The organism is Isoptericola halotolerans (assembly GCF_045689585.1).
GTDB lineage: Bacteria > Actinomycetota > Actinomycetes > Actinomycetales > Cellulomonadaceae > Isoptericola > Isoptericola halotolerans_B.
Window position 1 is genome coordinate 3375869 of record NZ_CP140108.1, and the last position, 25418, is coordinate 3401286.

A 25418-nucleotide genomic window follows, 5' to 3' on the forward strand; every position below is an offset into this window, starting at 1 on the left:
GGCCTATCCTTCACCCGACCGGCGCGACGGACGCGCCACCGTCGATCCGGAGTGTCTGCCCGGTGATCCAGGCCGCGTCGTCGGACAGCAGGAACGCGATCGGCCCGGCGACGTCGTCGGGCACGCCGAGCCGGCCGAGCGGGTAGCCCGCGGCGACCTCCTCCTCGCGCGACTCGTACAGCGCCCGGAAGAGCTTCGTCTTGACGACCGCCGGCGCGACGGCGTTGACCCGCAGCCGAGGGGCGAGCTCCTGGGCGAGCTGGGCCGTGAGGTTGATCAGGGCGGCCTTGGAGACACCGTAGAAGGCGATGTTCGGGCTGGTGGACGTCCCGGAGATGGAGGCGGTGCTGACGATCGAGGTCCGCAGGCCGGCGGCGACGGCGTCGCGCGTCCACTCGAGGGCCGCGACGACGTTGACGTCGATGATCTTGCGCACGACCGACGGCTCGATGTCCAGCACCGGGCCCCAGGCAGGGTTGGTGCCGGCGTTGTTCACGAGGTGGTCCAGGCGTCCGTACCGCTCGCCGACGTGCGCGAAGACCTCGGCGCGGTGCGCGGCGTCGTCGACCTTGCCGGCGACGGCGGACGCACTGTCCGCGCCGAGCTCCGCCACGGCCTCCTCGAGCGCGTCGGGCTTGCGCCCGGTGAGCACGACCTGGCCCCCCTCGGACACCAGCCGGTGCGCCACCGCCAGGCCGATGCCTCGGCTCGCACCCGTGATGACCGTGACCTGCCCAGCGAACCTGCGCACCGCGCCACCTCTCGAACGTCGTCGTTCCCGGCCGGTCGCCCCGCTCCGTCGCGACGTACCGGCCAGTCGGTTTGTGGCACGCACGCTATCACGCCCGGGCGCGCCCGGTCACCGGGTGCCGTTGCCACCAGCCGCCGTGCACACCACAGTGGAGCCATGGACTTCACTCGCCCGATGCCCCCGGACCCCTACTCGCTGCTCCCCGTCCCGGCGACCTTCGAGCTGAGCAGCCCGGACGTCTCGCCCGGTGAGCCCATGCCGTCGGACCACGCGGTGGACGGCGGCAACACGTCCCCCGGGCTGCACTGGTCCGGCTTTCCCGAGTCGACGCGGTCGTTCGTGGTGAGCTGCTTCGACCCGGACGCACCGACGCCGTCGGGCTACTGGCACTGGCACGTGCTCGACGTGCCTGCCTCCGTCACCTCCCTGGCGCGCGGCGCGGGCGCGGCCGACGGCTCGGGGCTGCCGGACGGCGCCTTCCAGCTCACCTCCGACGGCGGGCAGACGGGATTCGAGGGAGCCGGTCCGCCGCCCGGGGACCACGCGCACCGCTACGTCTTCGCGGTGCACGCCCTCGACGTCGACTCGCTGGAGCTGACCACGCAGAACACGAACGTGCACGCCGCGTTCAACGTGTACTTCCACACCCTCGCGCGCGCGACGCTCACGGGGACCTACCAGCGATGAGCGACGCGACCACGGATCGCCTGCCCACGCTCGGCGACCTCGCCTGGATGCCCGCGCTCGCCCACCCGGAGCTGCTCGCGGACCCGGTCGCGGCCGCCCTGCTCGCCTGGTCGGCGACCCAGGAGAGGGTCTTGGCCGAGGTCGCCGTCGCCGCCATCGACCCCGACCACGCCGACACCGAGACGCTCAACGCCGTGCACGGCCTGCCGCCGGAGGCGTCGGCGAACTGCGTGGTCGTGTCCGGTCGTCGCGGGGACGCCGAACGGGTCGCGGCGTGCGTGGTCACCGCGACGACGCGGGCCGACGTCAACACGCGCGTCCGCAAGCTGCTCGACGCCCGCAAGGCGTCGTTCCTGCCGACGGACAGGGCCACCGACGAGTCCGGGATGGAGTACGGCGGCATCACGCCCGTGGGCCTGCCGGCCGGCTGGCGCGTGCTGGTCGACGACAGGTTCACGACCCCCGGGGTCCTCGCCCTCATGGGGTCGGGGCTGCGCCGCTCCAAGCTGCTGATGCCCGGCGACCTGCTGTGCGCGGCGCCGTGGGTCGAGGTCGTCGCGGGTCTCGGCGTCACCCGCGGGTGAGGCCGACGGCGGGTGCGCCTCTCAGCACTCGGCGCGACCGCGACGCCAGTAGCCCATGAAGGCCACCGACTTGCGGTCCACGCCCTTGGTCGACACCAGGTAACGGCGCAGCGTCTTGATCATCCCGGCCTCGCCTGCGAGCCAGGCGTAGAGCCTCGTGTCCTGCGCCAACGGCTTGCCCCGGGCGTCCACGGGCACCTCCCACAGGATGCTGCTGTCGATGTCGACGTCCTCGAGCTCGTTGCTCAGCTCCCGCCCGGAGCGGGCCCGCACCGGCTCGTCGGCGGCGTTCGCGCGCACACCCATCGCCAGCATCCGGTCGGCCGCCTCCTGGACGGCCGGGACGAGACGGTCGCCGTGCTCGGCGTCCTCCCGCGCCAACCAGGTGACCCGGACGCCCGCCGGCGCGGCGAGCGTCCAGCGGTCCTCAGGGTGCGGGACCTCCAGGTAGACCTCGCCGACGGCGTCGGCGGGCAGCGCCTCACAGATCGAGGCGATCGCCGGCACGGCCGTCTCGTCGCCCGCGAGCAGCAGGGCGTGGCTCATGGCCGGCGGCGCGAACTCGCGGCCGCCGTGCCCGCCGGAATGCTCGGCGTTCGGCCCGAGGATGACCAGGGGCGTACCGGGGCGGGCGCCGTTGGCCCAGCGCGAGGCCGGGCCGGTGTCGCCGTGCAGGACGATGTCGACGTCCACCTCCCGCAGGTCCGGGCGTACCGAGCGCACCGTGTAGGTGCGCAGCGGGTTGCGCCGCTCCTCGGGCAGGGCGCGCCAGGATGTGAACCAGTCGGAGTTCTGCCGGTCCAGGTACTCCCAGCCTCCGCAGGGCGCGGGCAGCAGGAACTTGATCCGCTGGTCGGCACCGTTGTCGGCGAAGAGGTGGAGGTCGTCGCCCGTGAACGTGATGCGCACGAAGGACGGGCACAACCGGGTGACCCGCCGGACCTCGACGTCGAACATGCGCCACGGCTGCGGCGCGACGGCGCGGGTGGGCTCGGGCTGGGTGGCGGTCGCGCGGTGGGTCACGCAGGCCAGCCTAACCTCACCTACCGGTCGACCGGCAACCTCCGTGAGCGGCGTCACACCGCTCGCGCCGGGTGACCTCAGCCCTGCGAGGCACCCTCGCTGGCACGCACCTGGGCGAGCCGCCGCAGAGTGAGCAGGAGCGGGTCGGTCAGCAACGTGCCGAGCACCACCTGCCGCAGCGCAGCGGCCGGCTCGGAGGGCACCGTCGACAGGTCGGCCGCCGCCACGAGAGCGGCCGCCTCGGCGAGCCCTCGCAGGTAGTCGTCCGACAGGTCGAGCCCACCGGCCTCCGCGGCGCGGAGCTGGTCGGCCAGCCGGTCGACCAGCAGGCCGTCGCCGCACCCACCGTGCTCCTCCGCGAGCGCCCGCGCACGGCGGGCCGCGTCGTCGTCGGCGGCGGCCTCATCCTCGCCCGACACGTCCGCACCGGCCCCGTCCGGCAGCCTCGCGCCCTCAGCCGCAACCAGCGGGTGATGGGCGGCACCCAGCAGGTCGTGACGGGACGAGGGCGGGTCGTCGAGCGCCGCGAGCACTCCCCGCACCGCCGCCAGGCTCAGCCCGGCCGACTCGATGAGAGCCCGCACGAGCCGCACCCGCGACACGTGGCTCTGGTCGTACGTGGCCTGGGTGCGCGCGGTGAACTCCCCCGGGGGCAGCAGACCCTCGCGTAGGTAGTACTTCAACGTGGCCACCGGCACCCCCGTGGCGGCGGCCAGGCCCGAGATCCGCATCGCTCTCCCTCCACCTCTTGACAATGGAGAGTATAACTCTCCAATAATGGAGAGTCCTACTATCCAAGGAGCAGTCATGGTGGACCTCACCACGCACGACCACGACGGCGAGCTCGCCGTCTTCCTCATCGGCGCCCGGATCAACAAGCTGTGGCGCCCCGACGGGTGGTGGCCTGCCCTGGCCGCCATGACCGCGATGCTCCGCGAGCTCTACCAGGATCCGGACTCGGGGTTCCTCGGCGCGACGACGCTCGTCGGAGCGCGCGGCCCGACGGTGGCGCAGTACTGGCGCAGCGTCGAGGACGTCTACGCCTACGCGAACGCCGCCGAGCGTGCGCACCGGCCTGCCTGGCTCGAGTTCTACCGGCGCGCCCAGCGCGTGCCCGGCGCGGTCGGCGTCTGGCACGAGACCTTCTCGGTCCCGGCCGGTGGCCACGAGACGCTCTACGCCGACATCCCGGGAGCCATGGGGCTGGCGTCCGCCACCGGCGTCGTCCCCGCCGCTCGCCGAGGACGCACGGCCCGCGAGCGGATCCGGAGCCGGCCCGCCTGACCGCCTGACCGCCGGGCACCGGGCACCGGGCACCGGGCACCGGGCACCGGTGGACCGGTGGACCGACAGCCCTGCCCACTGCGGTCAGGGCAGGGGGCCGAGCCGCAGGATGCGGTCGTCGTCGGGCGCGGGGTCGCCTCGGCCGTCGGTGTTGTTGGTCAGCACCCACAAGAACCCGTCCGGTGCGGCGGTGGCGTCGCGCAGGCGCCCGTGCTGGCCGACCAAATGCTCGGTCGACGCCGACAGGTCGTCCAGCGGGACCTCCCGGAGGCGCTCGCCGCGCAGGTTCGCGATCCAGATGCTGCCGTCGGCGACGGCGATGCCGCTGGGACTGGCTTCCGCCGGGCGCCACTGCTGCACCGGGTCGACGAACCGGTCGTCGCCGGCCACACCCTCGACCTCCGGCCAGCCGTAGTCGGCACCGGGCTCGATGACGTTCAGCTCGTCCCAGGTGTCCTGACCGAACTCGCTGGCGTACATCGTGCCGTCCTCGTCCCACGCGATGCCCTGCGGGTTGCGGTGGCCGGAGCTGTAGACCGGTGACCCGTCGAACGGGTTGTCGTCCGGCACTTCTCCGTCGGGCGTCAGCCGCAGGATCTTGCCGGCGAGCGAGCCGCGGTCCTGGGCGCTCGCCGGGTCACCGGCGTCGCCGGCGGTGGCGTAGAGCATCCCGTCCGGGCCGAACGCGATGCGTCCACCGTTGTGGTTCCTCGCCGACGGGATCCCGTCGAGGACCGTCTCGGACGCACCGAGGCCGAGCGACCCGGGTCCGCCGACCAGGTCGTAGCGCTCGATGCGGTTCTCCGCGCCGGCGGTGAAGTAGGCGTACAGGCGGTCCTCGTGGACCGCGAGCCCGAGCAGCCCGCCCTCGGCTCCCGGCGTGACCTCGTCGACGACGCCGACCTCCCGCGGTCCGCCGTCGTCCGCGAGCTCGACGACCCTCCCGGACTCACGCTCGCTGACGAGCGCCGTGTCGTCGTGGAAAACGACCGACCAGGGGACGTCGAGTCCGGACACGACCGTGTCGACGCCGGCGTCCGCCGTCGCGCCGGGCGGCCCCGCCGGGTCCTCGCCCGGCGTCGTGCAGCCGGCCAGAGCGACGGCGACGCACGACACCAGCAGTGCTGCGCGGTGCCCGGTGGCGCGTCGCGGAAGGCTCATGGTCCCTTCCTACCTCGTCGCCCAGAAGGCCACAGCGGAAGCCGCCGCCACGTTGAGCGAGTCGACCCCACCGGCCATGGGGATCTGCACGACCCGGTCCGCGGCGGCGACGGCACGCCGGGAGAGGCCGTGCCCCTCGGTGCCGAGGACCAGGGCGAGCCGGTCCGGCAGGTCGACGGCCAGGTCGTCCAACGAGACGGCGTCGTCGGACAGCGCGAGCGCCGCCACCTCGAACCCGTCCGCGCGCAGGTCGTCGAGCCCGCCGGGCCACGACGCGAGGCGCGTCCACGGGACCTGGAAGACGGTGCCCATCGACACCCTCACCGAGCGACGGTAGAGCGGGTCCGCGCACCGCGGCGTGACCAGCACCGCGTCGACGCCGAGCGCCGCGGCCGACCGGAAGACAGCCCCGACGTTCGTGTGGTCGACGATGTCCTCCAGCACCGCCACGCGGCGCGCACCGGCGCCACCGCGAGCACCGGACACGACCTCGTGCACGCTGCGCAGGACGGGCCGGTGCATGGCCGCGAGCGCCCCGCGGTGCAGGTGGAACCCGGTGATCTGCTCGAGCACCGGCTCGTCGGCGACGAACACCGGTGCCTCCGGGTGCTCGCCCAGCACGTCCGCCATGGAGTCGAGCCACTTGTCGGCCATGAGGAACGACCGGGGCCGGTGCCCCGCGGCGACGGCACGCCGGATGACGTTCGAGGACTCGGCCATGAACAGGCCCTCGGCGGGCTCGCGCGCGGTGCGGAGCTTGACGTCGGTCAGGTCGGTGTAGTCGCGCAGCCGGGCGTCGGCCGGGTCGGTGACGCGGACGACGGCGGGGCGGGGGTCGGCGGGCGTGCTCACCCGGGGATTCTCTCAGCCCGGGAGCCGCACCTGCGCCGTCTGCTCCCCCGCCCGCTCGAGGCTCAGCGCGGCCGCGGGACCGCCGTCGGGCAGCGCGACCTCGTAGTCGCCCAGGAAGCCCGCCAGGTGGACGCGCCCGGCGTCGTCGGTGCGCAACGTCGTCGGCGCGTGCCACCACTCGTCCTTGACCAGGGAGCGCAACCGCTCGTACGACGGCTTGGGCGAGCCGTCGGCACGCAGCAGCCCACCCGGAGCGCCCAACCACATCCCGCGGTCGCCGAGGCCCCAGTAGTTGACGACCTCCACGGCCGGGTGGCTGAGCAGGGTGCGGTAGTGCCGCTCGACCTCCTCGGCCTGACGCTCCTCGCCCTCGGGCGTCGAGGGCCAGGAGGCCACCTGCCAGTCGTTGAGGTCGACGACGTGGTCCGGCATGAGGTCGCCGGACAGCAGCGTGGTCTCGGTCAGGTGGAGCGGGATGCCGTACCGCGCGAACCGTTCGAGGATGCGCAGCGTCTTCTCCTCGCCCCAGTAGCCCTGGTGCATGTGCGACTGCAGCCCCAGCCGGTCGATGCGGATGTCCGCCTCGAGCACCGCCTCGACGAGGCACTCGTACGCCGTCGACATGTCGAAGTCGTTGAGCAGCAGCGTGACGCCCGGGTGGGCGTTCCGGGCCTCCTCGACGGCCAGGCGGATCATCTGCACGCGGCCCTTGAGCCGTGCGAGCGGGGTGATCGCGTTCTCCTCGGCGGTGAAGACGGGCATGATCACGGCCTCGTTGATCGCGTCCCAGGTGTCGACGACGCCGGCGAAGTCGCCGACGTCGCGCCGGATGCGCTCGCGCTGCAGCCGCTCGACCTCGTCCAGCGGGCGGTCGAGGAGCCAGCGCGGCTGCATCGTGTGCCACACGAGCGGGTGCCCCTTGACGGTGACGCCCCGGTCGGCGAACCAGCGTGCCGCGGCCAGGGTCTCGGCGGTGCGGGGGGCGCCCTGCGTCGGCTCGAAGGTACCCCAGTAGAACGGCAGCGTGGCGACGTTGAAGAGGTCGAGCCAACGGTCCGCGAAATCGTTGTCGTAGGCGGCGTCGGCAGAACGGCCGTAGGCGTGGTCCATCAGCTCGAAGCCGATGCAGCCGAACCCGAACGCGTGCCGCGTCTGGGTGACGACGACGTCGGTGCCGGCCAGCGGCGTGCCGTCCGGCCCGACGACGGTCACCTCGGCCTGGGCGCGACGGTGCGCCAGGGTCGGGTCGGGTGCCTGGTCGGTGGGTGCGGTGAAGAGAGTCACCCGGCCATGGTGCCGCACCGGGAGTTCAGGACCGCTCGAACAGCCGCAGCGTGAGATCTCGCCAGACCTGGGTCCCGACCCCGCCCGGCGCGGTGTCGAACACGTGGTCCGCCGCCGGCAGCAGCACGAGCTCGTGGGGCACGCCGACCCCGGCCAGCACCGTGGCCAGCTCCTCGGCACCGGACGCCGGGACGAGGTGGTCGGCCTGTCCGGCGACGACCAGCGAGGGCGGGGAGTCCGGCGTCGCGTGCTCCGCGGGGGTGATCGCCGCGTACCGCTCCGGGTGGTCCGCCGGCGTCCCGCCCGTGTACTGCTCCGTCAGCTCGCGCCCGCGGTCACCCATGACTGGGTCGGTGTTCTCGTGCACGCCCACGGGCGACGCCACCGGGTACAGGGTGCTCACGGCACCGACGGGCGGCACGGCTCCCACGCACGCCGGCTCCAGGTCGTCGGCGGCCGACCGGTACGCGACCTCCAGCGCCAGGTTCCCCCCGGCGGAGTCGCCCACCAGGAACACCGCTCCCGGGTCACCGCCGTGCTCGGCAGCGTGCTCGCCCACCCACACCAGCGCGCACGCGACCTGCGGCTCGACGGCGTCCCACCCGTGCCGGTCGCCGTCGGAGAGCGGGTAGTCGATGCTCACGGCCAGGTACCCCTGGGCGGCGAACCATGCCGCGTGCGACGCCGTCGTGCGCTGCAGCCGTTCCCCGGACACCCAGCCGCCGCCGTGCACGAGGACGACGACCGGCGCGGCACCGTCGACCTCGCCCTCCGGCAGCCACAGGGACAGGTTCTGGGGATCGCCCTCGTCCTCGCCGTACTGGGCGTCGACGTCCGGGGCGACGTCTCCGGGGGTGACCCGGAAGAGCTCGGCGATCCGCACCCCGACGGCGTGGTCCTGCGCCACCTGCAGCTGCTGCGTGACGACCACGAACGACATCGCCGCAGCGGCGAGGCCGCCCACCACGGCCACCACGCGGGTCACCGACCCGTGGCGCACCAGGGCGATCGTCGCCCCCATCGCGACGGCCACGGCGACGACCACCACCCAGGGGGCCCACGCCGCGGCGTAGCCCCCGACGTGCCCCACCCAGGGGACGGACGGCAGCAGCGCTCCCGCAGCGACGACGGCGAGCAGCACGGCGAGGACGGTGAGGACCCCCACGACGACGCTCGGACGACGTCGCGTCCCGCTGGCCGGCTCCCCCTCGTCCGGCACCGCGGACGGGCCGGCGGCATGGTGGGGTGGGTGCGCTGTCACGGGCACACTCTGGCACGGCGCACGGCGCGTGCGCACCCTCTCGCCTACGCTCTCAGCCGTGCCAGGACACGTCACCCTCCGCGACCGCGCCGACGCCGACCTTCCCGCCCTCGTCCGGGCGCTCGGTGCCCAGCAGCCCACCTCCGGCTACCCGCACCGGTGGCCGCTGCCGTTCCCCGCGGAGGAGTTCGTCGTCCGTCCGACGGAGGAGCACGCCTGGGTCGCCGAGCTCGACGCCCGCGTGGTCGGCCACGTCAGCGTCACCACGGTGCCCGACGACGAGCACGGCGCCCTGTGGTCGGCGGGGGCCGGCCGGCCGGTGGCCGAGCTCGGGTGCGTCTCGGTGCTCTTCGTGCACCCGGACGCCCAGGGCCGCGGCGTCGGCGGACGTCTGCTCGACACGGCCGCCGAATGGGTCCGCGGCACCGGGCGCGTCCCCGTGCTGGACGTCGACGACCGCGACGGGGTCGCGCACGCCGTCTACCTGCGCAAGGGCTGGCGCATCGTGGGCGAGGCCCGGTTCGAGTGGCAGCGCGAAGATGCCCCGCCCGCGCGGCTCATGGTGCTCCCGGCGCGCTGACCTGCTCGACGACGTCCTCCTCCGGCGCGACCGGCGCGGCGAACTGGCTCGCGTAGAGACGGGCGTAGGCACCACCCGCCGCCAGCAGGTCGTCGTGGCCGCCCTGCTCGACGATCCGCCCGCGCTCCATGACCACGATGACGTCCGCGTCGCGGATCGTCGACAGCCGGTGGGCGATGACGAACGCCGTGCGCCCCGACCGCAGCGCGTTCATCGCCTCCTGCACCAGCACCTCGGTCCGGGTGTCCACCGAGCTCGTCGCCTCGTCGAGCACCAGGATGTCCGGGTCGGCGAGGAAGGCACGCGCGATGGTGAGCAGCTGCTTCTCGCCCGCGGAGAGCGCCGTCGCCTCGTCGTCGAGGACCGTGTCGTAGCCGTCCGGCAGCGTCCGCACGAACGGGTCCACCGACGTCGCCCGCGTGGCCTCGAGGAAGGTCTGCGCCGAGACGTCGGTGTGGTCGCGGACGCCGTAGCGCAGGTTCTCCTCGATCGTGCCCCGGAACAGCCACGTGTCCTGCAGCACCATCCCGATGCGCGAACGCAGCGCGTCGCGGGTCATCCGGCGCGTGTCCACGCCGTCCATCCGGATCCGGCCGCCGTCGATCTCGTAGAACCGCATGAGCAGGTTGACCAGGGTGGTCTTGCCGGCGCCGGTCGGACCGACGATCGCGACCGTCTGGCCGGGTTCGGCCACGAGGTCGAGGTGCTCGATCAACGGTTCGTCCGGGACGTAGGAGAAGGACACGTCGTCGAACTCCACCCGTCCCCGCGGCTGGACGGGCGCCTCGGCCGGTTGCGGGTCCGGGTCCTGCTCCGGGGCGTCGAGCAGCTCGAACACCCGCTCCGCCGACGCGACCCCCGACTGCAGCAGGTTCATCATCGAGGCGACCTGCGACAACGGCTGGGTGAACTGGCGCGAGTACTGGATGAACGCCTGGACGTCACCGATGGAGAGCTGTCCCGAGGCCACCCGCAGCCCGCCGATCACCGCCACCAGCACGTAGTTGAGGTTGGCGAGGAACCCCATCGACGGCTGGATGGTGCCCGAGATGAACTGCGAGCGCCGTGTCGCGTCGTACACGGCCTCGTTCTCGCGGGCGAAGGTCTCGGCGGCGTCGGCCTGGCGGCCGTAGACCTTGACCAGGGCGTGCCCGGTGAACATCTCCTCGACGTGGGCGTTCAGGCGGCCGGTGGCCGCCCACTGCGCCACGAACTGCGGCTGGGACCTCTTGGCGATCGCCATCGTCAGGATCACGGACAACGGCACGGTCACGAGCGCGACGAGCGCCAGGACCCACGAGATCCAGAACATCATGGCCAGCACGCCGACGACCGTGAGCACCGAGGTCACGAGCTGTGCGAGCGTCTGCGTGGTCGACTGCGCCACGTTGTCGATGTCGTTGGTGACCCGGGACAGGATGTCCCCCTTGGCGCGCACGTCGACGTAGCTCAACGGGATGCGGTGCAGCTTGGCCTCGACGTCGTCGCGCAGCCGGCGCACGGTGTTCTGCACCGCGACCGTCATGAGCCGCGACTGCAGCCACCCGAAGAGGAACGCCCCGAGGTAGATCACCGCGACGCCGGCGAGGATCTGCGCCAGCCGGTCGAAGTCCACACCCTGGCCGGGCACGACGTCGTCCATCGACGCGAGCATGTCCGCCTGGGAGTCGTCGCCGGACGCGCGCAGCGCCGCGACCGCCTCGTCCGTCGTCGTGCCCGCCGGCATCGTGCGGCCCAGCATCTGACCCACGACGCCCTCGAAGATGACGTTCGTGGCGTCGCCGAGGATCTTCGGGCCCAGCACGGTCAGCGCGACGGACGCGATGCCGGAGGCGGTCAGGAGGATGACCCGCGCGCGTTCGGGACGCAGGGTGCCGGCGAAGCGGCGCAACGACCCGGTGAAGTCGAGGGGCTTGGCAGGCGGCATCCCGGCACCGCCGCCCATCGGTCCACGTGCCTGCGAGCCGCGAGGCCCCTGCGGGCCGCTCACGCCGCCTCCTCGAGGGACATCTGGGACGTGACGATCTCGGCATACGTCTCGTTGGTGTCCAGGAGCTCGGCGTGCGTGCCGCGACCCACGATGCGTCCGTGGTCGAGCACGAGGATCTGGTCGGCGTCCCGGATGGTGGCGACGCGCTGGGCGACCACCAGGACGGTGGCGTCCGCGGCCAGCGGCCTCAGCGCCGACCGCAACCGTGCGTCCGTCGAGTAGTCCAGCGCCGAGAACGAGTCGTCGAAGAGGTAGACACGCGGTCGGCGGACCACCGCCCGCGCGATCGCGAGCCGCTGCCGCTGGCCGCCCGAGAACGTCGACCCGCCCTGCGCGACGGCCGCCTCGAGGCCGCCGGGCAACGCCTCGACGAAGTCGCGCGCCTGCGCCACCTCCAACGCGTCCCACATCTCGTCGTGGGTCGCGTCCGCCTTGCCGTACCGCAGGTTGTCGGCCACCGTCCCGGAGAAGAGGAACGCCTTCTGCGGGACGAGTCCGAGCAGCGCCCCGAGGTCGTCGGTCGCCAGGTCACGGACGTCGACGCCGTCGATCGCGACCCGGCCGCCCGTCACGTCGAAGAGGCGCGGCACGAGGTGGAGCAGCGTCGTCTTGCCCGCACCGGTGGAGCCGATGATCGCCGTCGTCCGGCCGGGCTCCGCCGTGAAGGTGATGTCCTCGAGCACCGGCGCCTCCGCACCGGGGTACCCGAAGTCGACGCCCTCGACGTCGACCCGACCCCGGGGCCCCGCACCACCGGAGAGCGATTCGAGCGCGACGGGGCGCTCGGGCTCGACGACCGAGGTCTGCGTGCTGAGCACTTCGCCGATCCGTCCGGCGGCGACCGACGCACGCGGCACCATCATGATCATCATCGTGGACATCATCACGGCCATGAGGATGAACATGATGTAGGACAGGTAGGCCATGAGGGAGCCCACCTGGAGCTCGCCGTCGGAGACCCGCCCGGCGCCGAACCAGAGCACCGCGACCTGCGACAGGCTCATGATCAGCATCACCATCGGGAAGGCCAGCGCCATGAGCTTGCCCGCGGCGAGCGAGACGTCGTAGAGGCGGGTGTTCGCCTCCCCGAAGCGTTCGCTCTCGCGCCGCTCGCGCACGAACGCACGGACGACGCGCAGACCCGTGATCTGCTCGCGCAGGACGCCGTTGATCACGTCGATCCGGGCCTGCATCCCGCGGAAGTACGGCACCATCCGCCACATCAGGAGCCCGACGGCGACGCCCAGCACCGGCACGATGACGACGAGCAGCACGGACAGCGCCGGGTCCTCGCGCAGCGCCATGACGACGCCGCCGACCATCATGATGGGTGCCATCACCATGACCGTGAACGTCATGAGCACCACCATCATGACCTGCTGGACGTCGTTGGTCGTGCGGGTGATCAGCGAGGGTGCACCGAACTGCCCGAGCTCCCGGGCGGAGAAACCCTGGACCGCGTCGAAGATGTCGCGCCGCAGGTCGCGGCCGAACGCCGTGGCCGCGCGCGCCCCCAGGAACACCGCGCCGATCGCGCACAGCACCTGGCCGAGGCTGACGAGCAGCATCCACCCGCCGACCCGCATGATGTAGCCGGTGTCCCCGGTCGTCACGCCCTGGTCGACGATGTCCGCGTTGAGCGACGGCAGGTACAGCGAACCGAGGGTCTGCGCGAGCTGCAGGACGAGCAGCAGGCCGACGGCACCGGCGTAGGGCCGTAGGTAGCGACGGGCGAGCGCGACGAGCATCAGGGACTCCGTGGTCTCGGGGACGGCGACCAAGCCGCGGACGAGCACGCCGCCGGGCACGGTCGGCACCCGGCGAGCATAGATGAGCCGGCACCCGCTCGACCCGGCCGCGGAGCACCGGGCCGGCCACGCGCACGAGGCCCCGCCGTCCAGGTACGGACGACGGGGCCTCGTGCGGACCGTCGGAGCGACGGCTCAGGTCACGGCTGCGCCGGCGGGGACGTCCCCTCGTCGTCCGTCCCGAGCGTGCGCGGTTGCGTCGGGGCGGGAGGAGCAGGCGGCTGCTCGCCCGCCGGACGCTGCCCCCGCTCGACACCGCGCTCGAACGGTGCCCCGGACCGGGTGCCCGAGCTGGTCGCGTCGGCCGTCGCGGCCTGCGCCTGCCGGCGCGCCTCGGCGAGCGCCTCGCCCGGGTCCTGCAGGCCGGACTGCCCCAGCGCAGAACGCACCGCGGCGCTCACGCCGCCACCGCTGTCGTCGTCCGACGGCTCCGTGGGGATACCGGGCGTACCAGGCGTGCCGCCGAAGCCCTTGGCGATCGAGCCGAGCGCCGCGGTGAACTCCGTCGGGACGACCCACAGCTTCGAGGACGAGCCGTTGGCGATCTCCGGGAGCATCTGCAGGTACTGGTAGGCGAGCAGCTTGGGGTCGGGGTTGCCCTCGTGGATCGCGCCGAACACCTGCAGGATGGCCCGCGCCTCACCCTCGGCGGTGAGGATCGCCGCCTGAGCGTCACCCTCGGCCTTGAGGATCTGCGACTGCTTCTCACCCTCGGCGGTGAGGATGGCCGACTGCTTGACACCCTCGGCCGTGAGGATGGTGGCACGCCGGTCGCGCTCGGCACGCATCTGCTGCTCCATCGCGCCCTGCACGGAGGCCGGCGGGTCGATCGACTTCAGCTCGACGCGGTTGACTCGCACGCCCCACCGGCCGGTCGCCTCGTCCAGCACACCGCGGAGCTGGCCGTTGATCTGGTCACGGCTGGTCAGCGTCTGCTCGAGGTCCATCGACCCGACGACGTTACGCAGCGTGGTCACCGTGAGCTGCTCGATACCGCTGATGTAGTTGGCGATCTCGTAGACCGCGGACTTGGGCTCGGTCACCTGGAAGTAGATGACCGTGTCGATGCTGACGACGAGGTTGTCCGAGGTGATCACCGGCTGGGGCGGGAACGACACGACCTGCTCACGCAGGTCGACGCCGGCGCGCACCTTGTCGATGAAGGGGATGAGCCAGTGCAGGCCTGGTTCGAAGGTCTTCTCGTACCGGCCCAGGCGTTCGATGATCAGCGCCGTCGCCTGCGGGACGATCTGCACCATCTTGAACAGCGCCACCGCCACGAAGATGACGACGATGATCAGGAAGATGGACAGGATGATTGTTCCTGGTTCCACGAGCTCTCTTTCCGTTGGAGGGCGCCGTCGTCAGACGGCGCCGTCGGCGTTCTGACTCGTCGCCCCGGCCGGCGCGACGACCGCCGTGGCTCCGTCGATCTTCACGACCCGTACCTCGACGCCCTCGGGCACCCGGCCCGTGCTGTTGGGCAGACCGTCGTCGACCAGCCGTGCGGACCACACCTCGCCGGCGAGCTTGACGCGACCACCGAGCTCGGTGACCTCGGCGATGACGACGGCCGTGCGACCCACCTGGGCGGCGGCGTTCGTCTCGACGAGGTCCGTGCGACGGCGCAGGTTCTGCAGCAGCCACGGGCGCAGGGTGACGATCAGCAGGACCGCCACGACGCACGCGACAATCACCTGCAGCCAGAAGGGTCCGCCGGCCGCCGCCGTGATGCCGCCCGCGACCGCACCACCGGCGAGCATGATGAACACGAGGTCGAGCGAGAGCATCTCCACGACGGCGAGGACGAGCGCCCCGCCGATCCACCACATCCAGCCGTCCATGGCTACCTCCGACCGCAGCGTCTGCTTTGCTTTGAATTTACCAAATCTGCGCCGTCGTGGGCAGAGGGGTCAGCGCCCGGCGGGTCGCGCCGCCCGGGCGAGCCAGCGACCGCCGCCGTGGGCGACCAGCAGGTCCATGCCGAAGGCCCGCGAGAGGTTCTCGGAGGTGAGGACGTCCTCGATCGGCCCGGCCGCCTCGACCTTGCCGTCCCCGAGGAGCAGCAGGTGCGTGAATCCCGGCGGGATCTCCTCCACGTGATGGGTGACCACCACGAGCACCGGCGAGGACGGGTCGCCCGCCAGCTCCGCGAGCGCCCCGACGAGCTCCTCGCGTCCGGCGACGTCGAGCCCGGCGGCGGGCTCGTCGAGCAGCAGGACCTCCGGGTCGGTCATCAGCGCGCGGGCGATCTGGACACGCTTGCGCTCGCCCTCGCTGAGGGTGCCGTAGCGCCGGTCGGCCAGGTCGGCGACGTCGAACGCGCCCAGCAGCGCCAGCGCCTGCTCGGTGTCCAGCTCCTCGTACTCCTCGCGCCACCGGCCGGTGACGCCGTACGCGGCGGTCACCACGACGTCGCGCACGCTCTCGTGGTGCGGGATCTTGTCCGCGAGCGCCGCCGAGGAGAAGCCGATCCGCGGCCGCAGCTCGAACACGTCGACCTTCCCGAGCCGTTCGCCCAGCAGGTCCGCGGTCCCCGAGGTGGGGTGCGAGCGCGCCGCGAGGATCTGCAGCAGGGTCGTCTTGCCGGCCCCGTTCGGGCCGAGCACGATCCAGCGCTCGCCCTCGGAGACTGTCCAGTCGACGTCGTCGACGATCGTGGAGTTGCCGCGTCTGACGGTGACGCCCTGCAGGTCGAGTACCGCGCTCATGGTGCCCGACCCTACCGGAGCGGGCACCTCGCCCCGACCGCCCTCGCCGGGCGCCGCGACCAGGGCACCACCACGTCCACGGCGCGTCGCGACGGGCGCCGGAGCAGGTCGGGCGTCTATCGTGCGAGGCGTGAGCGAGTCCACCACACTGCCCCGCAGCGTCGTCCTGGCGCTGTGGCTCCAGTCGCTCGGCGTCTCGCACGGCCTGGCTGTGCGTTCCGTGACCGACGACGACGAGCCGCACGTCGTCGTCGGGCTGCCCGGCGCCGGCACGGGGCAGGTGACCCTCAAGGAGCTCGTGGCGGCGTTCTCGGACGGACCCCGCGAGGTGTGCGCGGTGCTGCCGGCACCGGGCGACCCCTCGGGCGTGCCCGCCCCGGCCGCGGCGGCGGCCACCGAGTCCGGGGAGTGCCTGCTGGTGAGCACCCCTGCGGGGGCGTGGGCCGCCGTGCCCAGCATCACGACGTTCGGCACCGCGCTGGAGCCCGGGCACCTCGTGACCTGGGAGGTGGTGGACGTGCCACCGTGGTCCACGCTGGTCGCCGGCGCCCTGGGCTCGCTCGCGGACGCAGAGCGTGAGCTGCGCAGCAGCCTCGTGGTCGCCACCGAGGCGCTCGACGCCCTCGACGTGGCGCGGTGGCGCGACGACGCCGCGGACGCGATCGAGCGGGTGCGCCACTCGACGACCGCCGGCTGGCCCGTGCCCGACCTGGACGGCCGCCGGGCGCGGGTCATGCAGCTCGCCACCCGGCTGCTCGCGATCGTCGACCTCGCCACGGACGACGACGGCGCCGCGGTGAACCTGTGGCAGGTCGACCAGCGGTCGACGGCGCTGCGCGAGGTCGAGCGCACGGCCCGCCGTGCGCTGAGCGCGGCGACGTACGCCGCGGTGCCCTGAGCCACAGCTCCTCTGCTCCGCGGGCACCGCGGCGCCCGCGTCACCGGTCCCGCACGACCTTCTCCGCGCCGGACGTGTCGATCTCGAAGGCGTCGACGACCGTGCCGTCGGCGGTCCGCGCCTCGTACGTCAGCAGGTCGCTCTCGACCGAGACGACCTGGTACGTCTGGGTGTCACCCAGCTGGGTGCGCACACGCGCACCGCCCAGGTTCCAGTCGAACGGCGTCGGCTCGTACATCTTCGGGCCCGTCACCGAGACCACGTACACCGGCCCCGTCGTCACGCCGGCACGGCTCGTCTCGTTCGTGCGCAGTCCGCCGCGCCCGTACGAGTGGTCGTGGCCCTGCAGCACGAGGTCGACGTCGTGCTCCTCGAAGACGTCGAGCCAGAACCGCCGCACGACGGCTCCGCTGCGGCCCTCGGAGTTGGCGAACACCGGTTGGTGGAAGGCCACGACGGTCCACTCGTTCGGGTTGTCGGCCAGGACGTCCTCCAGCCAGGCCTCCTGGTCCTCCATCCAGTCCTTGACGTCGAACCAGGGTGCGTTCGTGTAGTTGGAGTTGAGGGTCACGAACCGCACGCCCTGGTAGTCGGTGTACCAGACCGTGTCGTCCAGGTCGCTGTCGCCGGGGCCGTTCCCCGCTCCCGGGAACTGCTTGTTCCAGACCGTCGAGATGTCCCAGTCGTCGTACTCGTGGTTGCCGATCGCGGTGACGTGGTTGACGCTCGCCGCACCGTCTCCCTGGGCGGCGAACCACTCGTCCCACTCGGCGTCGTCGTCGGCGTGGTTGATCAGGTCGCCGGCGTGCACCGCGACCCTGGCGTCGGGGACGGCCTCGTACGCGGCCCGGACCACGGGCGCGGCGCCGGCCGTGATGTCGTTCTGCACGTCGCCGAAGGACAGGAAGCGGAAGGGCTCACCGGCCTGCCCCGCGGTGGTCAGCGGGTACCAGGCGCTCCACGTCTCGCCGTCGCCGACCCGGTACCGGTAGTCGGTCGCGGGCTCGAGGCCCGCCAGGTCGGCACGGTGGTGGTAGCCGCCGCCGGCCCGGCCGGTGCCCGTGCCCGTCGTCGTGGTCGCCTCTCCGCCGGACGCGGGGATGTGCTGGACGACGGCGTCGGTGTCCTCCGCCGTGCGCCAGGTGATCGTCTGGGACGTCGCCGGGGTCTCGGTCGGGGTGAGCGTCACGCGCTCGGGGGTCACGGGCGTATCGGCGGCGGCGACGCTCGTGGCGCCCACCGCGAGGGCGGCGGCGAGCGCGGCGGTGGCCACGGCGCGGGCGCGACGCGACGTCGGCGACGGTGGTTCGACGGTGATCCGGGACGGGGTGTTCGGCATGGCGAGAACCTCCTCGGTCGGTGATCGGCCCCACCAGGCTGGCCCGCGCGGGCGACCACGGCGTGAACTCCGACGGAACCCTGGCCGAAGCCGGGGAAGCGGCCGTCAGGCGTCCAGCACCGTCCGGTACACGTCCATGGTGCGTTCGGCGATCGCGGTCCACGCGAAGTGCTGCTCCGCACGCCGGCGGCCGGCCGTGCCGATCGTGGCGGCCCGCTGCGGGTCGTCGACGACGGCGGTCAGCGCCGCGGCCAGGTCGGTCACCCAGCGTTCGGGGTCGAGCGGCGTCCCCGTGCCGTCGTCGGCCTGCTCGATCGGCACGAGGGCGCCGGTGACGCCGTCGTCGACGACCTCGGGGATGCCACCGGTGGCCGTGGCCACGACGGGCAGGCCCACGGCCATCGCCTCGAGGTTGACGATCCCGAGCGGTTCGTAGACCGAGGGGCATGCGAAGACCGTGCAGGCGGCCAGGACCGCGCACAGGTCCGGCCGGGGCAGCATCTCCTCGATCCACACCACGCCGGCCTCGGCTCCCCCGCCACGTGCGGCGCGCAGGTCGTCCACGAGGGCACGGACCTCCGCCAGGATCTCCGGGGTGTCGGGGGCCCCGGCGCACAGGACCACCTGGACCTCGCGCGGCAGCCGGGCGGCAGCCCGCAGGAAGTCCGGCAGCCCCTTCTGGCGCGTGATCCGGCCGACGAACACGACCGCGGGACGCGACGGGTCGATCCCGTGCAGCGCGGCGACCCGGGCGACGTCGTCGTCGGCCGGCCGGGTCCAGCCGTCCAGGTCGATGCCGTTGTGCACCACGTGCACCCGGCCGGGGTCGAGCTCCGGGTAGCACCGCAGGATGTCGGCCCGCATCCCCGCGGACACCGCGATGATCCCGGCCGCGCCCAGGTACGCCGTCCGTTCGGCCCAGCTCGAGACGGCGTAGCCGCCGCCGAGCTGCTCGGCCTTCCAGGGACGCAGCGGCTCGAGCGAGTGCGCCGTGACGACGTGCGGCACGCCGTGCAGCAGGCCCCCGAGGTGGCCGGCCATGTTGGCGTACCAGGTGTGCGAGTGCACCACGTCGGCGCCGGCGACGTCGTCCGCCATCGCCAGGTCGACGCCGAGCGTGCGCAGGGTCGCGTTCGCGCCGGACAGGTTGGCGGGCTCCTCGTAGCCGGTGACGTGCTCGGCACCGGGCCGCGGACCGTCGAAGCATCGCACGCGGACGTCCGCGTGCGGTCGCAGGACGGCGGACAGCTCGGCGACGTGCACGCCGGCACCGCCGTAGACGTGGGGCGGGAACTCACGGGTCAGCAGGTCGACCCTCGGGTGGGTGCTCACGCAGGCCAACGTAGCGTCCTCCGCCGCGTCGCGCGGCATGCGCCGCCCCGAGGTCCTAGGGTCGACCCATGGCGTCGTCACATCCCCGGGTCCTGGCCATCGTCCTCGCCGGCGGAGAGGGCAAGCGACTCATGCCGCTGACGGCCCAGCGCGCCAAACCGGCCGTCCCGTTCGGGGGGATCTACCGCCTCGTCGACTTCGCCCTGTCGAACATCATCAACTCGCGCTACCTGCAGGTCATCGTGCTGACGCAGTACAAGTCGCACTCGCTGGACCGGCACATCTCCAAGACCTGGCGCATGTCCCCGCTGCTGGGCAACTACGTCTCCTCGGTCCCGGCGCAGCAGCGCGTCGGCAAGCACTGGTACCTCGGCTCGGCGGACGCCATCTACCAGTGCCTCAACATCATCGACGACGAACGTCCCGACATCGTGGTGGTGGTCGGCGCGGACCACGTCTACCGCATGGACTTCTCGCAGATGGTGGACGCCCACGTGGAGTCGGGCGCGCGGGCCACGGTGGCGGCGATCCGTCAGCCGATCGCGCTCGCCGACCAGTTCGGCGTCATCGACGTCGAACCCGAGGACCCGACGCGCATCCGCGACTTCCTCGAGAAGCCGGTGGCGCCCGTCGGGCTGCCCGACTCGCCGCAGGAGGTGCTGGCGTCCATGGGCAACTACGTCTTCGACGCCGACGCCCTCGTCGAGGCGGTGACGAAGGACGCCGCGGACCCCGACTCCCGGCACGACATGGGCGGCGACATCGTCCCTGCCTTCGTCGAGGAGGGGACGGCCGGCGTCTACGACTTCATCCGCAACGAGGTGCCCGGCTCCACGGACCGTGACCGCGCCTACTGGCGCGACGTCGGCACCATCGACGCCTACTTCGACGCCAACAAGGACCTCATCGCGGTCCAGCCCGTGTTCAACCTGTACAACGAGGACTGGCCGTTGTACACGGGGTACACCGGGCTGCCGCCGGCGAAGTTCGTGCACGCCGGACCCGGCCGCCTGGGGCACGCCGCAGACTCGATCGTCTCACCTGGTGTCCTCGTCTCCGGCGCGACCGTCGCGGGGTCCATCCTGTCCCCGGGCGTGCACCTGCACTCCTGGGCGACGGTCACCGACTCCGTGGTGATGGACGGCGTCCAGGTGCACCGGCACGCCCAGGTGCACCGCGCCATCCTCGACAAGTTCGTGGTGGTGGACGAGAGGGCCCGGATCGGCGTCGACCACGAGGAGGACCGGGCCCGGGGCTTCACCGTCACCGAGTCGGGGATCACCGTCGTCCCGAAGGGTTCCCACGTTGCCTGAGAGCACGTCGCCTGACCGCTCCCCCGCCGCACCCCGGCCCACGCACGCGCCGTCGAGCCGCCGCCGGCTCGTCGTCACCGACGTCGACTCGACGTTCCTCACGCAGGAGGTCATCGAGCTGATCGCCGACCACGCGGGCACCCGCGACCAGGTCGCGGCCGTCACCGAACGGGCCATGCGGGGCGAGCTCGACTTCGCCGCCTCGCTGCGCGAGCGTGTGGCCACGCTCGCCGGCGTCCCGGTCACCGCGCTCGACGAGGTCCGCAGGGCCGTGGTCCTCACCCCGGGCGCCGCCGAGCTGACGGCCGAGGTGCAGCGCCGGGGCTGGGAGCTCGGGCTCGTCTCCGGCGGTTTCGCCGAGATCCTCGCGCCGCTCGCCGAACCGCTGGGCATCTCGCGCTGGCGCGCCAACCGGCTCGAGGTCGCCGACGGCGTCCTGACCGGACGGACGGTCGGCCCGGTCGTGGACCGGGCCTACAAGGAGGTCACGCTGCGCGAGTGGGCCGCCGAGCTGGGGTTGGACATGGCCGACACCGTTGCGGTCGGCGACGGCGCGAACGACCTCGACATGATCTCCGCGGCCGGGATCGGGATCGCGTTCGCGGCCAAGCCGCTCGTCCGGGCCCAGGCGCCGTACAGCATCGACGGGCCGAGGCTGGACGAGGTGCTGCGGGTGGTCGACGAGGTCGACGCCGCCGCCTGACGGCACGCCGGTCGGTCGCTCGTCAGCTCGGGCGGCCGACCCGCAGCAGGGTCGCCGACTTCTTGGTCCACTCGGACCACGGCTGCTTCACCGCGTGCAGCACGGAGAAGGTGGCCGTCGGCACGCCCACCCGGACCTGCGCCAGCGCGGCGTCGTCCGACGACTTGTCGGCCAGGTACGCGGCCGTCGCGGCCATCGTGGGCTCGTGGCCGATGACGAGGAGCGTCCTGACCTCCGGGTCGACGCACCGCACGAGCCCGATCACGTCGCCGATGCTCGCCGCGTAGAGCTCCTCGCGCACCTCGGCGTCCAGGTGCTGGCGCTCACCGTGGTTGCCCAGGTGCGCGCGGGCCAGCTCCCACGTCTGCCGGGTCCGCAGCGCGGACGACACCAGCGTCAGGTCCGGCACGAGTCCCGCCGCCGTGAGCGCCATGCCCACCCGTCCGGCCTGCTTGCGCCCGTTCAGGGCCAGCGCACGGTCGGCGTCCGGCACCGCGCCCTTGCCGGGCTCTGCCTTCGCGTGCCGGAGCAGCACCAACCGACGCCCCGTGTCCGGGACGTCGACCGGGTGCTTCGGCTGCTTCACGAGGCCTCGCTCACTGCCCCATCGCGTGCACGCCGCCGTCGACGTGCACGATCTCTCCGGTCGTCGCCGGGAACCAGTCGGACAGCAGGGCCACGACCGCGCGGGCCGCGGGCTCCGCCGTCGTCTGGTCCCACCCGAGGGGGGCGCGACGCGGCCACGCGTCCTCCATCGCCTCGAAACCCGGGATGGACTTCGCAGCCGTGGTGCGGATCGGTCCGGCGGAGACGAGGTTCGAGCGGATCCCGTGCGGCCCGAGGTCGCGCGCCAGGTAGCGGTTCGCGGACTCCAGACCGGCCTTCGCCACACCCATCCAGTCGTAGACCGGCCAGGCGAACCCGGCGTCGAAGGTCAGACCCACGTACGCCCCGCCGTCGGACATCAGGGGCTGCGCCGCCGTGATCAGGGACTTGTAGGAGAACGTCGAGATCTGGACCGCCGTCGCGACGTCCTCCCAGTCGGCCGAGAGGAAGTTGCCACCCATCACGCTCTGCGGCGCGAACCCGATCGAGTGCACGACCCCGTCCAGACGGTCGGTGTGCTCACGGACCTGGTCGGCGAGCGAGGCCAGGTCCTCGGAGCTGGTCACGTCGAGCTGGACGACCGGCGCCGTCGCGGGGAGCCGCTTCGCGAACGCCTGGGTCAGCTTCATCTGCCGGCCGAACGACGTCAGGACGACCTCCGCGCCCTGCTCCTGCGCGAGGCGCGCCGCGTGGAAGGCGATCGAGCTGTCCGTGAGGACGCCCGTGATGAGCAGCTTCTTGCCGTCGAGCAGAGCCATGGTGACCTTTCAGTAAAGTTCTGGTGGGAGCGTATCGGGCGATGCGCCCGAGGGACAGTTCAGTGGCCCATGCCGAGGCCGCCGTCGACCGGGACCACCGCCCCGGACACGTAGCCCGCGGCGTCCGACGCGAGGAACTCCACCACGCCGGCGACCTCGTCGGACGTCGCGAACCGGCCGGCGGGGATCGAGTCCCGGTACTTCTTCTGGGTGTCCTCGGGCAGCGCGGCGGTCATGTCGGTCTCCACGAAGCCGGGGGCGACCACGTTGGCGGTGATCCCCCGGCCGCCGAGCTCGCGGGTGATCGACCGGGCCATACCCACGAGCGCGGCCTTCGTCGCGGAGTAGTTGACCTGGCCGGGACCGCCGTAGAGCCCGACGACCGACCCGATCAGCACGATCCGCCCTGAGCGTGCCCGGATCATCGCCTTGGAGGCGCGCCGCACGCAGCGGAACGTCCCGGTGAGGTTCACGTCGACGACCTGCTCGAACTCCTCGTCGCTCATGCGCATCAGGAGCTGGTCGCGCGTCACACCGGCGTTGGCGACCAGCACCGTCGGCGCACCGAGGCGGGCCTCGACCTCGCCGAAGGCGGCGTCGACGGCCTCACTGTCCGTGACGTCCGCCACGAAGCCGTGGACGCCCTCGGGCAGCTCACCGCCCCGGTAGACCGTGGCGACCGTGTCCCCCGCGGCGACGAAGCGCTCGGCGATCGCCCGGCCGATACCGCGCGCGGCTCCGGTCACGACGACCACACGGCCGGATGCTGCCAGTTCTGCCACGGAATGCTCCTCTCGACGACGGGTCACCGGGACCCGGACGCACGGTGGTGCGCCGGTGCGACCGTACCCCGTGCCCCGGCCGCTCCCGTGCTGACGGTGAGGCACATGTCGCCGAACGCGATTGTCGGTTTCCTCCAAAGACCGGCGCGTGCCGAGGCGGACGTAGACTGACAGGGTGAGCACGTCCAGCCCCCACGAGGTCCCCTCGATCACGGGCGTCCCGGCGAGCCTCGCCGAGGATCAGAGCCGACGCCTGCGCCAGTACCTGTTCCAGATGGGTCTGCGGATCGTGCTCATCCTGGCCGCGGCGCTCCTCGTGGACGGCTGGCTGATGTGGGTGTGCTTCGCCGGGGCCGTCGTGCTCCCCTACTCGGCCGTCCTGCTCGCCAACGCCGGTCGCGACCGCAGCTCGCGGGAGTCGTCGGGCGTGCCCCCGCCGGCACCGCAGCAGATCGAAGCCACCCAGCCGCCGGCCGAGGAACCTCGCGTCCGCGTGGTCGACCACGTGGAGACGCCCTCGACCGGGACACCGACCGAACGCACCGACGACCCCGAGGACCCGTGATGGACGTGCTCGGCCTGGGCGCCGACCCGGTGGACCCCGACGCGCTCGTCTGCTCGGCCAAGGGCTGCCGAGCAGACGCCCGCTGGGGGCTGCTGTGGAACAACCCGAAGCTGCACACCCCCGAACGCCGCAAGGTGTGGCTCGCCTGCGACGACCACCGCGAGCACCTCGAGCAGTTCCTGGGTGCACGGTCGTTCTGGCGGCAGACCGTCCCCGTCGAGGACCTGGAGCACGGATGAGACGGACCCGTCGCCAGTGGGTCACCCTCGGGCTGGCGGCGGTGCTGCTGGCCGCGCTGTGCGTGCTGGCTGCGTTCTGGCAGTGGCACCGCTACACCGACCGCCAGGAGCAGATCGCCCTCGTCGAGGCGAACTACGGCACCGACCCCGCACCGCTGGCCGAGCTCGTCAACGCCCCCGGCACGGTGCTGGCGCCCGACGACGAGTGGCGGCCCGCCGTCGTCGTCGGCGAGTACGTCCCCGCCGGGACCATGCTGCTGCGCAACCGGCCCGTCAACGGCACCCCCGGGTTCCACCTGCTGGTGCCGCTGCGCACCGAGCTCGACGGCGAGCCCGTGGTGCTCGTCGTCGACCGCGGGTTCGTGCCGCTCGGGGCCGACGCCGGCGAACCCGCCGCTGTCCCCGCTCCCCCGGCCGGCGAGGTCGCCGTCACGGTCACGCTGCGGCCCGACGAACCCGCCGCGGACCGTGGCGCCCAGGCGGGGACCGTCTCACGGATCAACAACGACCAGGTGCTGGCGGCCGCCGTCTCCGGCGGGGCGACCGCGGTGGCCGACGACGCCACCGTCGGTGCGTACGGGCAGATGCGGTCCGAGGACCCGGCCGCCGAGGCGCTGGTGCCGGCACCCCGGCCCGACACCGACCCCGGTTCCCACCTCAGCTACACCTTCCAGTGGGTGATCTTCGCGCTCGGTGCCGTCGGGGGCTTTGTCCTGCTGTGGCGGCGCGAGACCCGTGCGGCCACCGTCTCGGCCGGCGAGCTCATCGCGGCGGACGACCCGGGCGGGACGTCGCGTCCGCGCCGCGAGCGCCGGGCGGCACGGCATGCCGACGAGGAGCACGAGGACGCGCTCGTCGACGCCTCTCAGACCGAGTAGTCGGCGCCCGAGCCTGCGGCTTCACCCCC

General features: G+C 72.8%; 27 protein-coding genes. 10 read left to right on the plus strand and 17 right to left on the minus strand.

Translation table 11 applies throughout. The features are described 5' to 3' along the window. Positions 1-10: 10 nt before the first annotated feature. The gene (locus UQW22_RS15870; protein ID WP_407318046.1) at positions 11-751 is read right to left on the minus strand and encodes an SDR family oxidoreductase; all 741 of its coding nucleotides are present in this window, start codon (positions 749-751) and stop codon (positions 11-13) included. Between the two features lie 156 nt (positions 752-907). Between UQW22_RS15870 and UQW22_RS15875 the strand changes: the two genes are divergently transcribed. Together UQW22_RS15875 and UQW22_RS15880 are read left to right on the plus strand one after the other, a co-directional pair. After that, the gene (locus UQW22_RS15875; RefSeq protein WP_407318048.1) at positions 908-1438 is read left to right on the plus strand and encodes a YbhB/YbcL family Raf kinase inhibitor-like protein; all 531 of its coding nucleotides are present in this window, start codon (positions 908-910) and stop codon (positions 1436-1438) included. Further along, entirely contained in the window at positions 1435-2022 is a 588-nt protein-coding gene (locus tag UQW22_RS15880; RefSeq protein WP_407318050.1) for a YbaK/EbsC family protein, read from the plus strand. The genes UQW22_RS15875 and UQW22_RS15880 overlap by 4 nt, the downstream gene beginning before the upstream one ends. A gap of 21 nt (positions 2023-2043) precedes the next feature. On the opposite strand, the gene UQW22_RS15885 is transcribed toward UQW22_RS15880, so the two are convergent. Further along, entirely contained in the window at positions 2044-2979 is a 936-nt protein-coding gene (locus UQW22_RS15885) for a siderophore-interacting protein (RefSeq protein WP_407320837.1), read from the minus strand. Positions 2980-3122: 143 nt separating this feature from the next. Beyond that, positions 3123-3776, minus strand: a complete 654-nt coding sequence (locus UQW22_RS15890) for a MerR family transcriptional regulator (protein WP_407318052.1) — start codon at positions 3774-3776, stop codon at positions 3123-3125. Positions 3777-3852: 76 nt separating this feature from the next. Here UQW22_RS15890 and UQW22_RS15895 point away from each other — a divergent pair, with 76 nt between their 5' ends. Then, positions 3853-4329: a DUF4188 domain-containing protein gene (locus tag UQW22_RS15895; RefSeq protein ID WP_407318054.1), complete on the plus strand. Its 477-nt coding sequence runs from the start codon at positions 3853-3855 to the stop codon at positions 4327-4329. Positions 4330-4413: 84 nt separating this feature from the next. Here the strand turns inward: UQW22_RS15895 and UQW22_RS15900 are convergent, their stop codons facing one another. The 4 genes from UQW22_RS15900 to UQW22_RS15915 are packed head-to-tail and all read right to left on the minus strand — an operon-like array spanning position 4414 to position 8887. Then, on the minus strand, positions 4414-5490 hold the full coding sequence (locus tag UQW22_RS15900) for a PQQ-dependent sugar dehydrogenase (protein WP_407318056.1): 1077 nt from the start codon (positions 5488-5490) through the stop codon (positions 4414-4416). A gap of 9 nt (positions 5491-5499) precedes the next feature. Further along, positions 5500-6342 (minus strand): TrmH family RNA methyltransferase, encoded by an 843-nt coding sequence (locus UQW22_RS15905; protein WP_407318058.1) that lies wholly within the window; start codon positions 6340-6342, stop codon positions 5500-5502. Between the two features lie 12 nt (positions 6343-6354). Further along, positions 6355-7626, minus strand: a complete 1272-nt coding sequence (locus UQW22_RS15910) for an endo-1,4-beta-xylanase (RefSeq protein WP_407318060.1) — start codon at positions 7624-7626, stop codon at positions 6355-6357. 25 nt (positions 7627-7651) lie between these two features. Beyond that, entirely contained in the window at positions 7652-8887 is a 1236-nt protein-coding gene (locus UQW22_RS15915) for an alpha/beta hydrolase (RefSeq protein ID WP_407318062.1), read from the minus strand. Between the two features lie 58 nt (positions 8888-8945). On the opposite strand from UQW22_RS15915, the gene UQW22_RS15920 reads away from it, so the two are divergent. Next, entirely contained in the window at positions 8946-9467 is a 522-nt protein-coding gene (locus UQW22_RS15920; protein ID WP_407318064.1) for a GNAT family N-acetyltransferase, read from the plus strand. On the opposite strand, the gene UQW22_RS15925 is transcribed toward UQW22_RS15920, so the two are convergent. The 5 genes from UQW22_RS15925 to UQW22_RS15945 all read right to left on the minus strand — a co-directional run bounded on the left by UQW22_RS15925 (position 9445) and on the right by UQW22_RS15945 (position 15976). Next, a complete protein-coding gene (locus UQW22_RS15925) occupies positions 9445-11394 on the minus strand; it encodes an ABC transporter ATP-binding protein (protein ID WP_407320838.1) in 1950 nt (649 codons plus the stop codon). The two genes, UQW22_RS15920 and UQW22_RS15925, sit on opposite strands and share 23 nt — an antisense overlap. Before the next feature lie 59 nt (positions 11395-11453). After that, the gene (locus UQW22_RS15930) at positions 11454-13205 is read right to left on the minus strand and encodes an ABC transporter ATP-binding protein (protein WP_407320839.1); all 1752 of its coding nucleotides are present in this window, start codon (positions 13203-13205) and stop codon (positions 11454-11456) included. A 200-nt stretch (positions 13206-13405) separates the two neighbouring features. After that, the gene (locus tag UQW22_RS15935) at positions 13406-14599 is read right to left on the minus strand and encodes an SPFH domain-containing protein (RefSeq protein ID WP_407318066.1); all 1194 of its coding nucleotides are present in this window, start codon (positions 14597-14599) and stop codon (positions 13406-13408) included. Between the two features lie 30 nt (positions 14600-14629). Continuing rightward, positions 14630-15109, minus strand: a complete 480-nt coding sequence (locus UQW22_RS15940; RefSeq protein ID WP_407318067.1) for an NfeD family protein — start codon at positions 15107-15109, stop codon at positions 14630-14632. Between the two features lie 69 nt (positions 15110-15178). Then, entirely contained in the window at positions 15179-15976 is a 798-nt protein-coding gene (locus UQW22_RS15945; RefSeq protein ID WP_407318069.1) for an ABC transporter ATP-binding protein, read from the minus strand. 130 nt (positions 15977-16106) lie between these two features. Between UQW22_RS15945 and UQW22_RS15950 the strand changes: the two genes are divergently transcribed. Next, positions 16107-16874, plus strand: a complete 768-nt coding sequence (locus tag UQW22_RS15950; protein ID WP_407318071.1) for a hypothetical protein — start codon at positions 16107-16109, stop codon at positions 16872-16874. Positions 16875-16914: 40 nt separating this feature from the next. Here the strand turns inward: UQW22_RS15950 and UQW22_RS15955 are convergent, their stop codons facing one another. Then, the gene (locus UQW22_RS15955; protein WP_407318073.1) at positions 16915-18213 is read right to left on the minus strand and encodes a fibronectin type III domain-containing protein; all 1299 of its coding nucleotides are present in this window, start codon (positions 18211-18213) and stop codon (positions 16915-16917) included. A 105-nt stretch (positions 18214-18318) separates the two neighbouring features. Then, on the minus strand, positions 18319-19545 hold the full coding sequence (gene glgA / locus UQW22_RS15960; protein WP_407318075.1) for a glycogen synthase: 1227 nt from the start codon (positions 19543-19545) through the stop codon (positions 18319-18321). Positions 19546-19613: 68 nt separating this feature from the next. On the opposite strand from glgA, the gene glgC reads away from it, so the two are divergent. Further along, positions 19614-20858 carry a glucose-1-phosphate adenylyltransferase gene (gene glgC, locus UQW22_RS15965; RefSeq protein ID WP_407318076.1) on the plus strand — a complete coding sequence of 415 codons (1245 nt, stop codon included), beginning with the start codon at positions 19614-19616 and terminating at the stop codon, positions 20856-20858. Then, entirely contained in the window at positions 20851-21561 is a 711-nt protein-coding gene (serB, locus tag UQW22_RS15970) for a phosphoserine phosphatase SerB (RefSeq protein ID WP_407318078.1), read from the plus strand. Before glgC ends, serB begins: the two co-directional genes overlap by 8 nt. Before the next feature lie 22 nt (positions 21562-21583). Here the strand turns inward: serB and UQW22_RS15975 are convergent, their stop codons facing one another. Genes UQW22_RS15975 through fabG form a run of 3 tightly spaced genes read right to left on the minus strand, consistent with a single transcriptional unit; the run spans position 21584 to position 23707 of the window. Continuing rightward, on the minus strand, positions 21584-22147 hold the full coding sequence (locus UQW22_RS15975; RefSeq protein ID WP_407318080.1) for a SixA phosphatase family protein: 564 nt from the start codon (positions 22145-22147) through the stop codon (positions 21584-21586). 10 nt (positions 22148-22157) lie between these two features. Then, on the minus strand, positions 22158-22925 hold the full coding sequence (fabI, locus tag UQW22_RS15980; protein WP_407318081.1) for an enoyl-ACP reductase FabI: 768 nt from the start codon (positions 22923-22925) through the stop codon (positions 22158-22160). Between the two features lie 59 nt (positions 22926-22984). Next, positions 22985-23707, minus strand: a complete 723-nt coding sequence (gene fabG / locus UQW22_RS15985; RefSeq protein ID WP_407318082.1) for a 3-oxoacyl-ACP reductase FabG — start codon at positions 23705-23707, stop codon at positions 22985-22987. Between the two features lie 175 nt (positions 23708-23882). On the opposite strand from fabG, the gene UQW22_RS15990 reads away from it, so the two are divergent. Genes UQW22_RS15990 through UQW22_RS16000 form a run of 3 tightly spaced genes read left to right on the plus strand, consistent with a single transcriptional unit; the run spans position 23883 to position 25389 of the window. After that, positions 23883-24272, plus strand: a complete 390-nt coding sequence (locus UQW22_RS15990; RefSeq protein WP_407318084.1) for a DUF3099 domain-containing protein — start codon at positions 23883-23885, stop codon at positions 24270-24272. Next, a complete protein-coding gene (locus UQW22_RS15995) occupies positions 24272-24511 on the plus strand; it encodes a hypothetical protein (protein WP_407318085.1) in 240 nt (79 codons plus the stop codon). The genes UQW22_RS15990 and UQW22_RS15995 overlap by 1 nt, the downstream gene beginning before the upstream one ends. After that, a complete protein-coding gene (locus UQW22_RS16000) occupies positions 24508-25389 on the plus strand; it encodes an SURF1 family protein (protein ID WP_407318086.1) in 882 nt (293 codons plus the stop codon). The genes UQW22_RS15995 and UQW22_RS16000 overlap by 4 nt, the downstream gene beginning before the upstream one ends. Positions 25390-25418 lie beyond the last annotated feature (29 nt).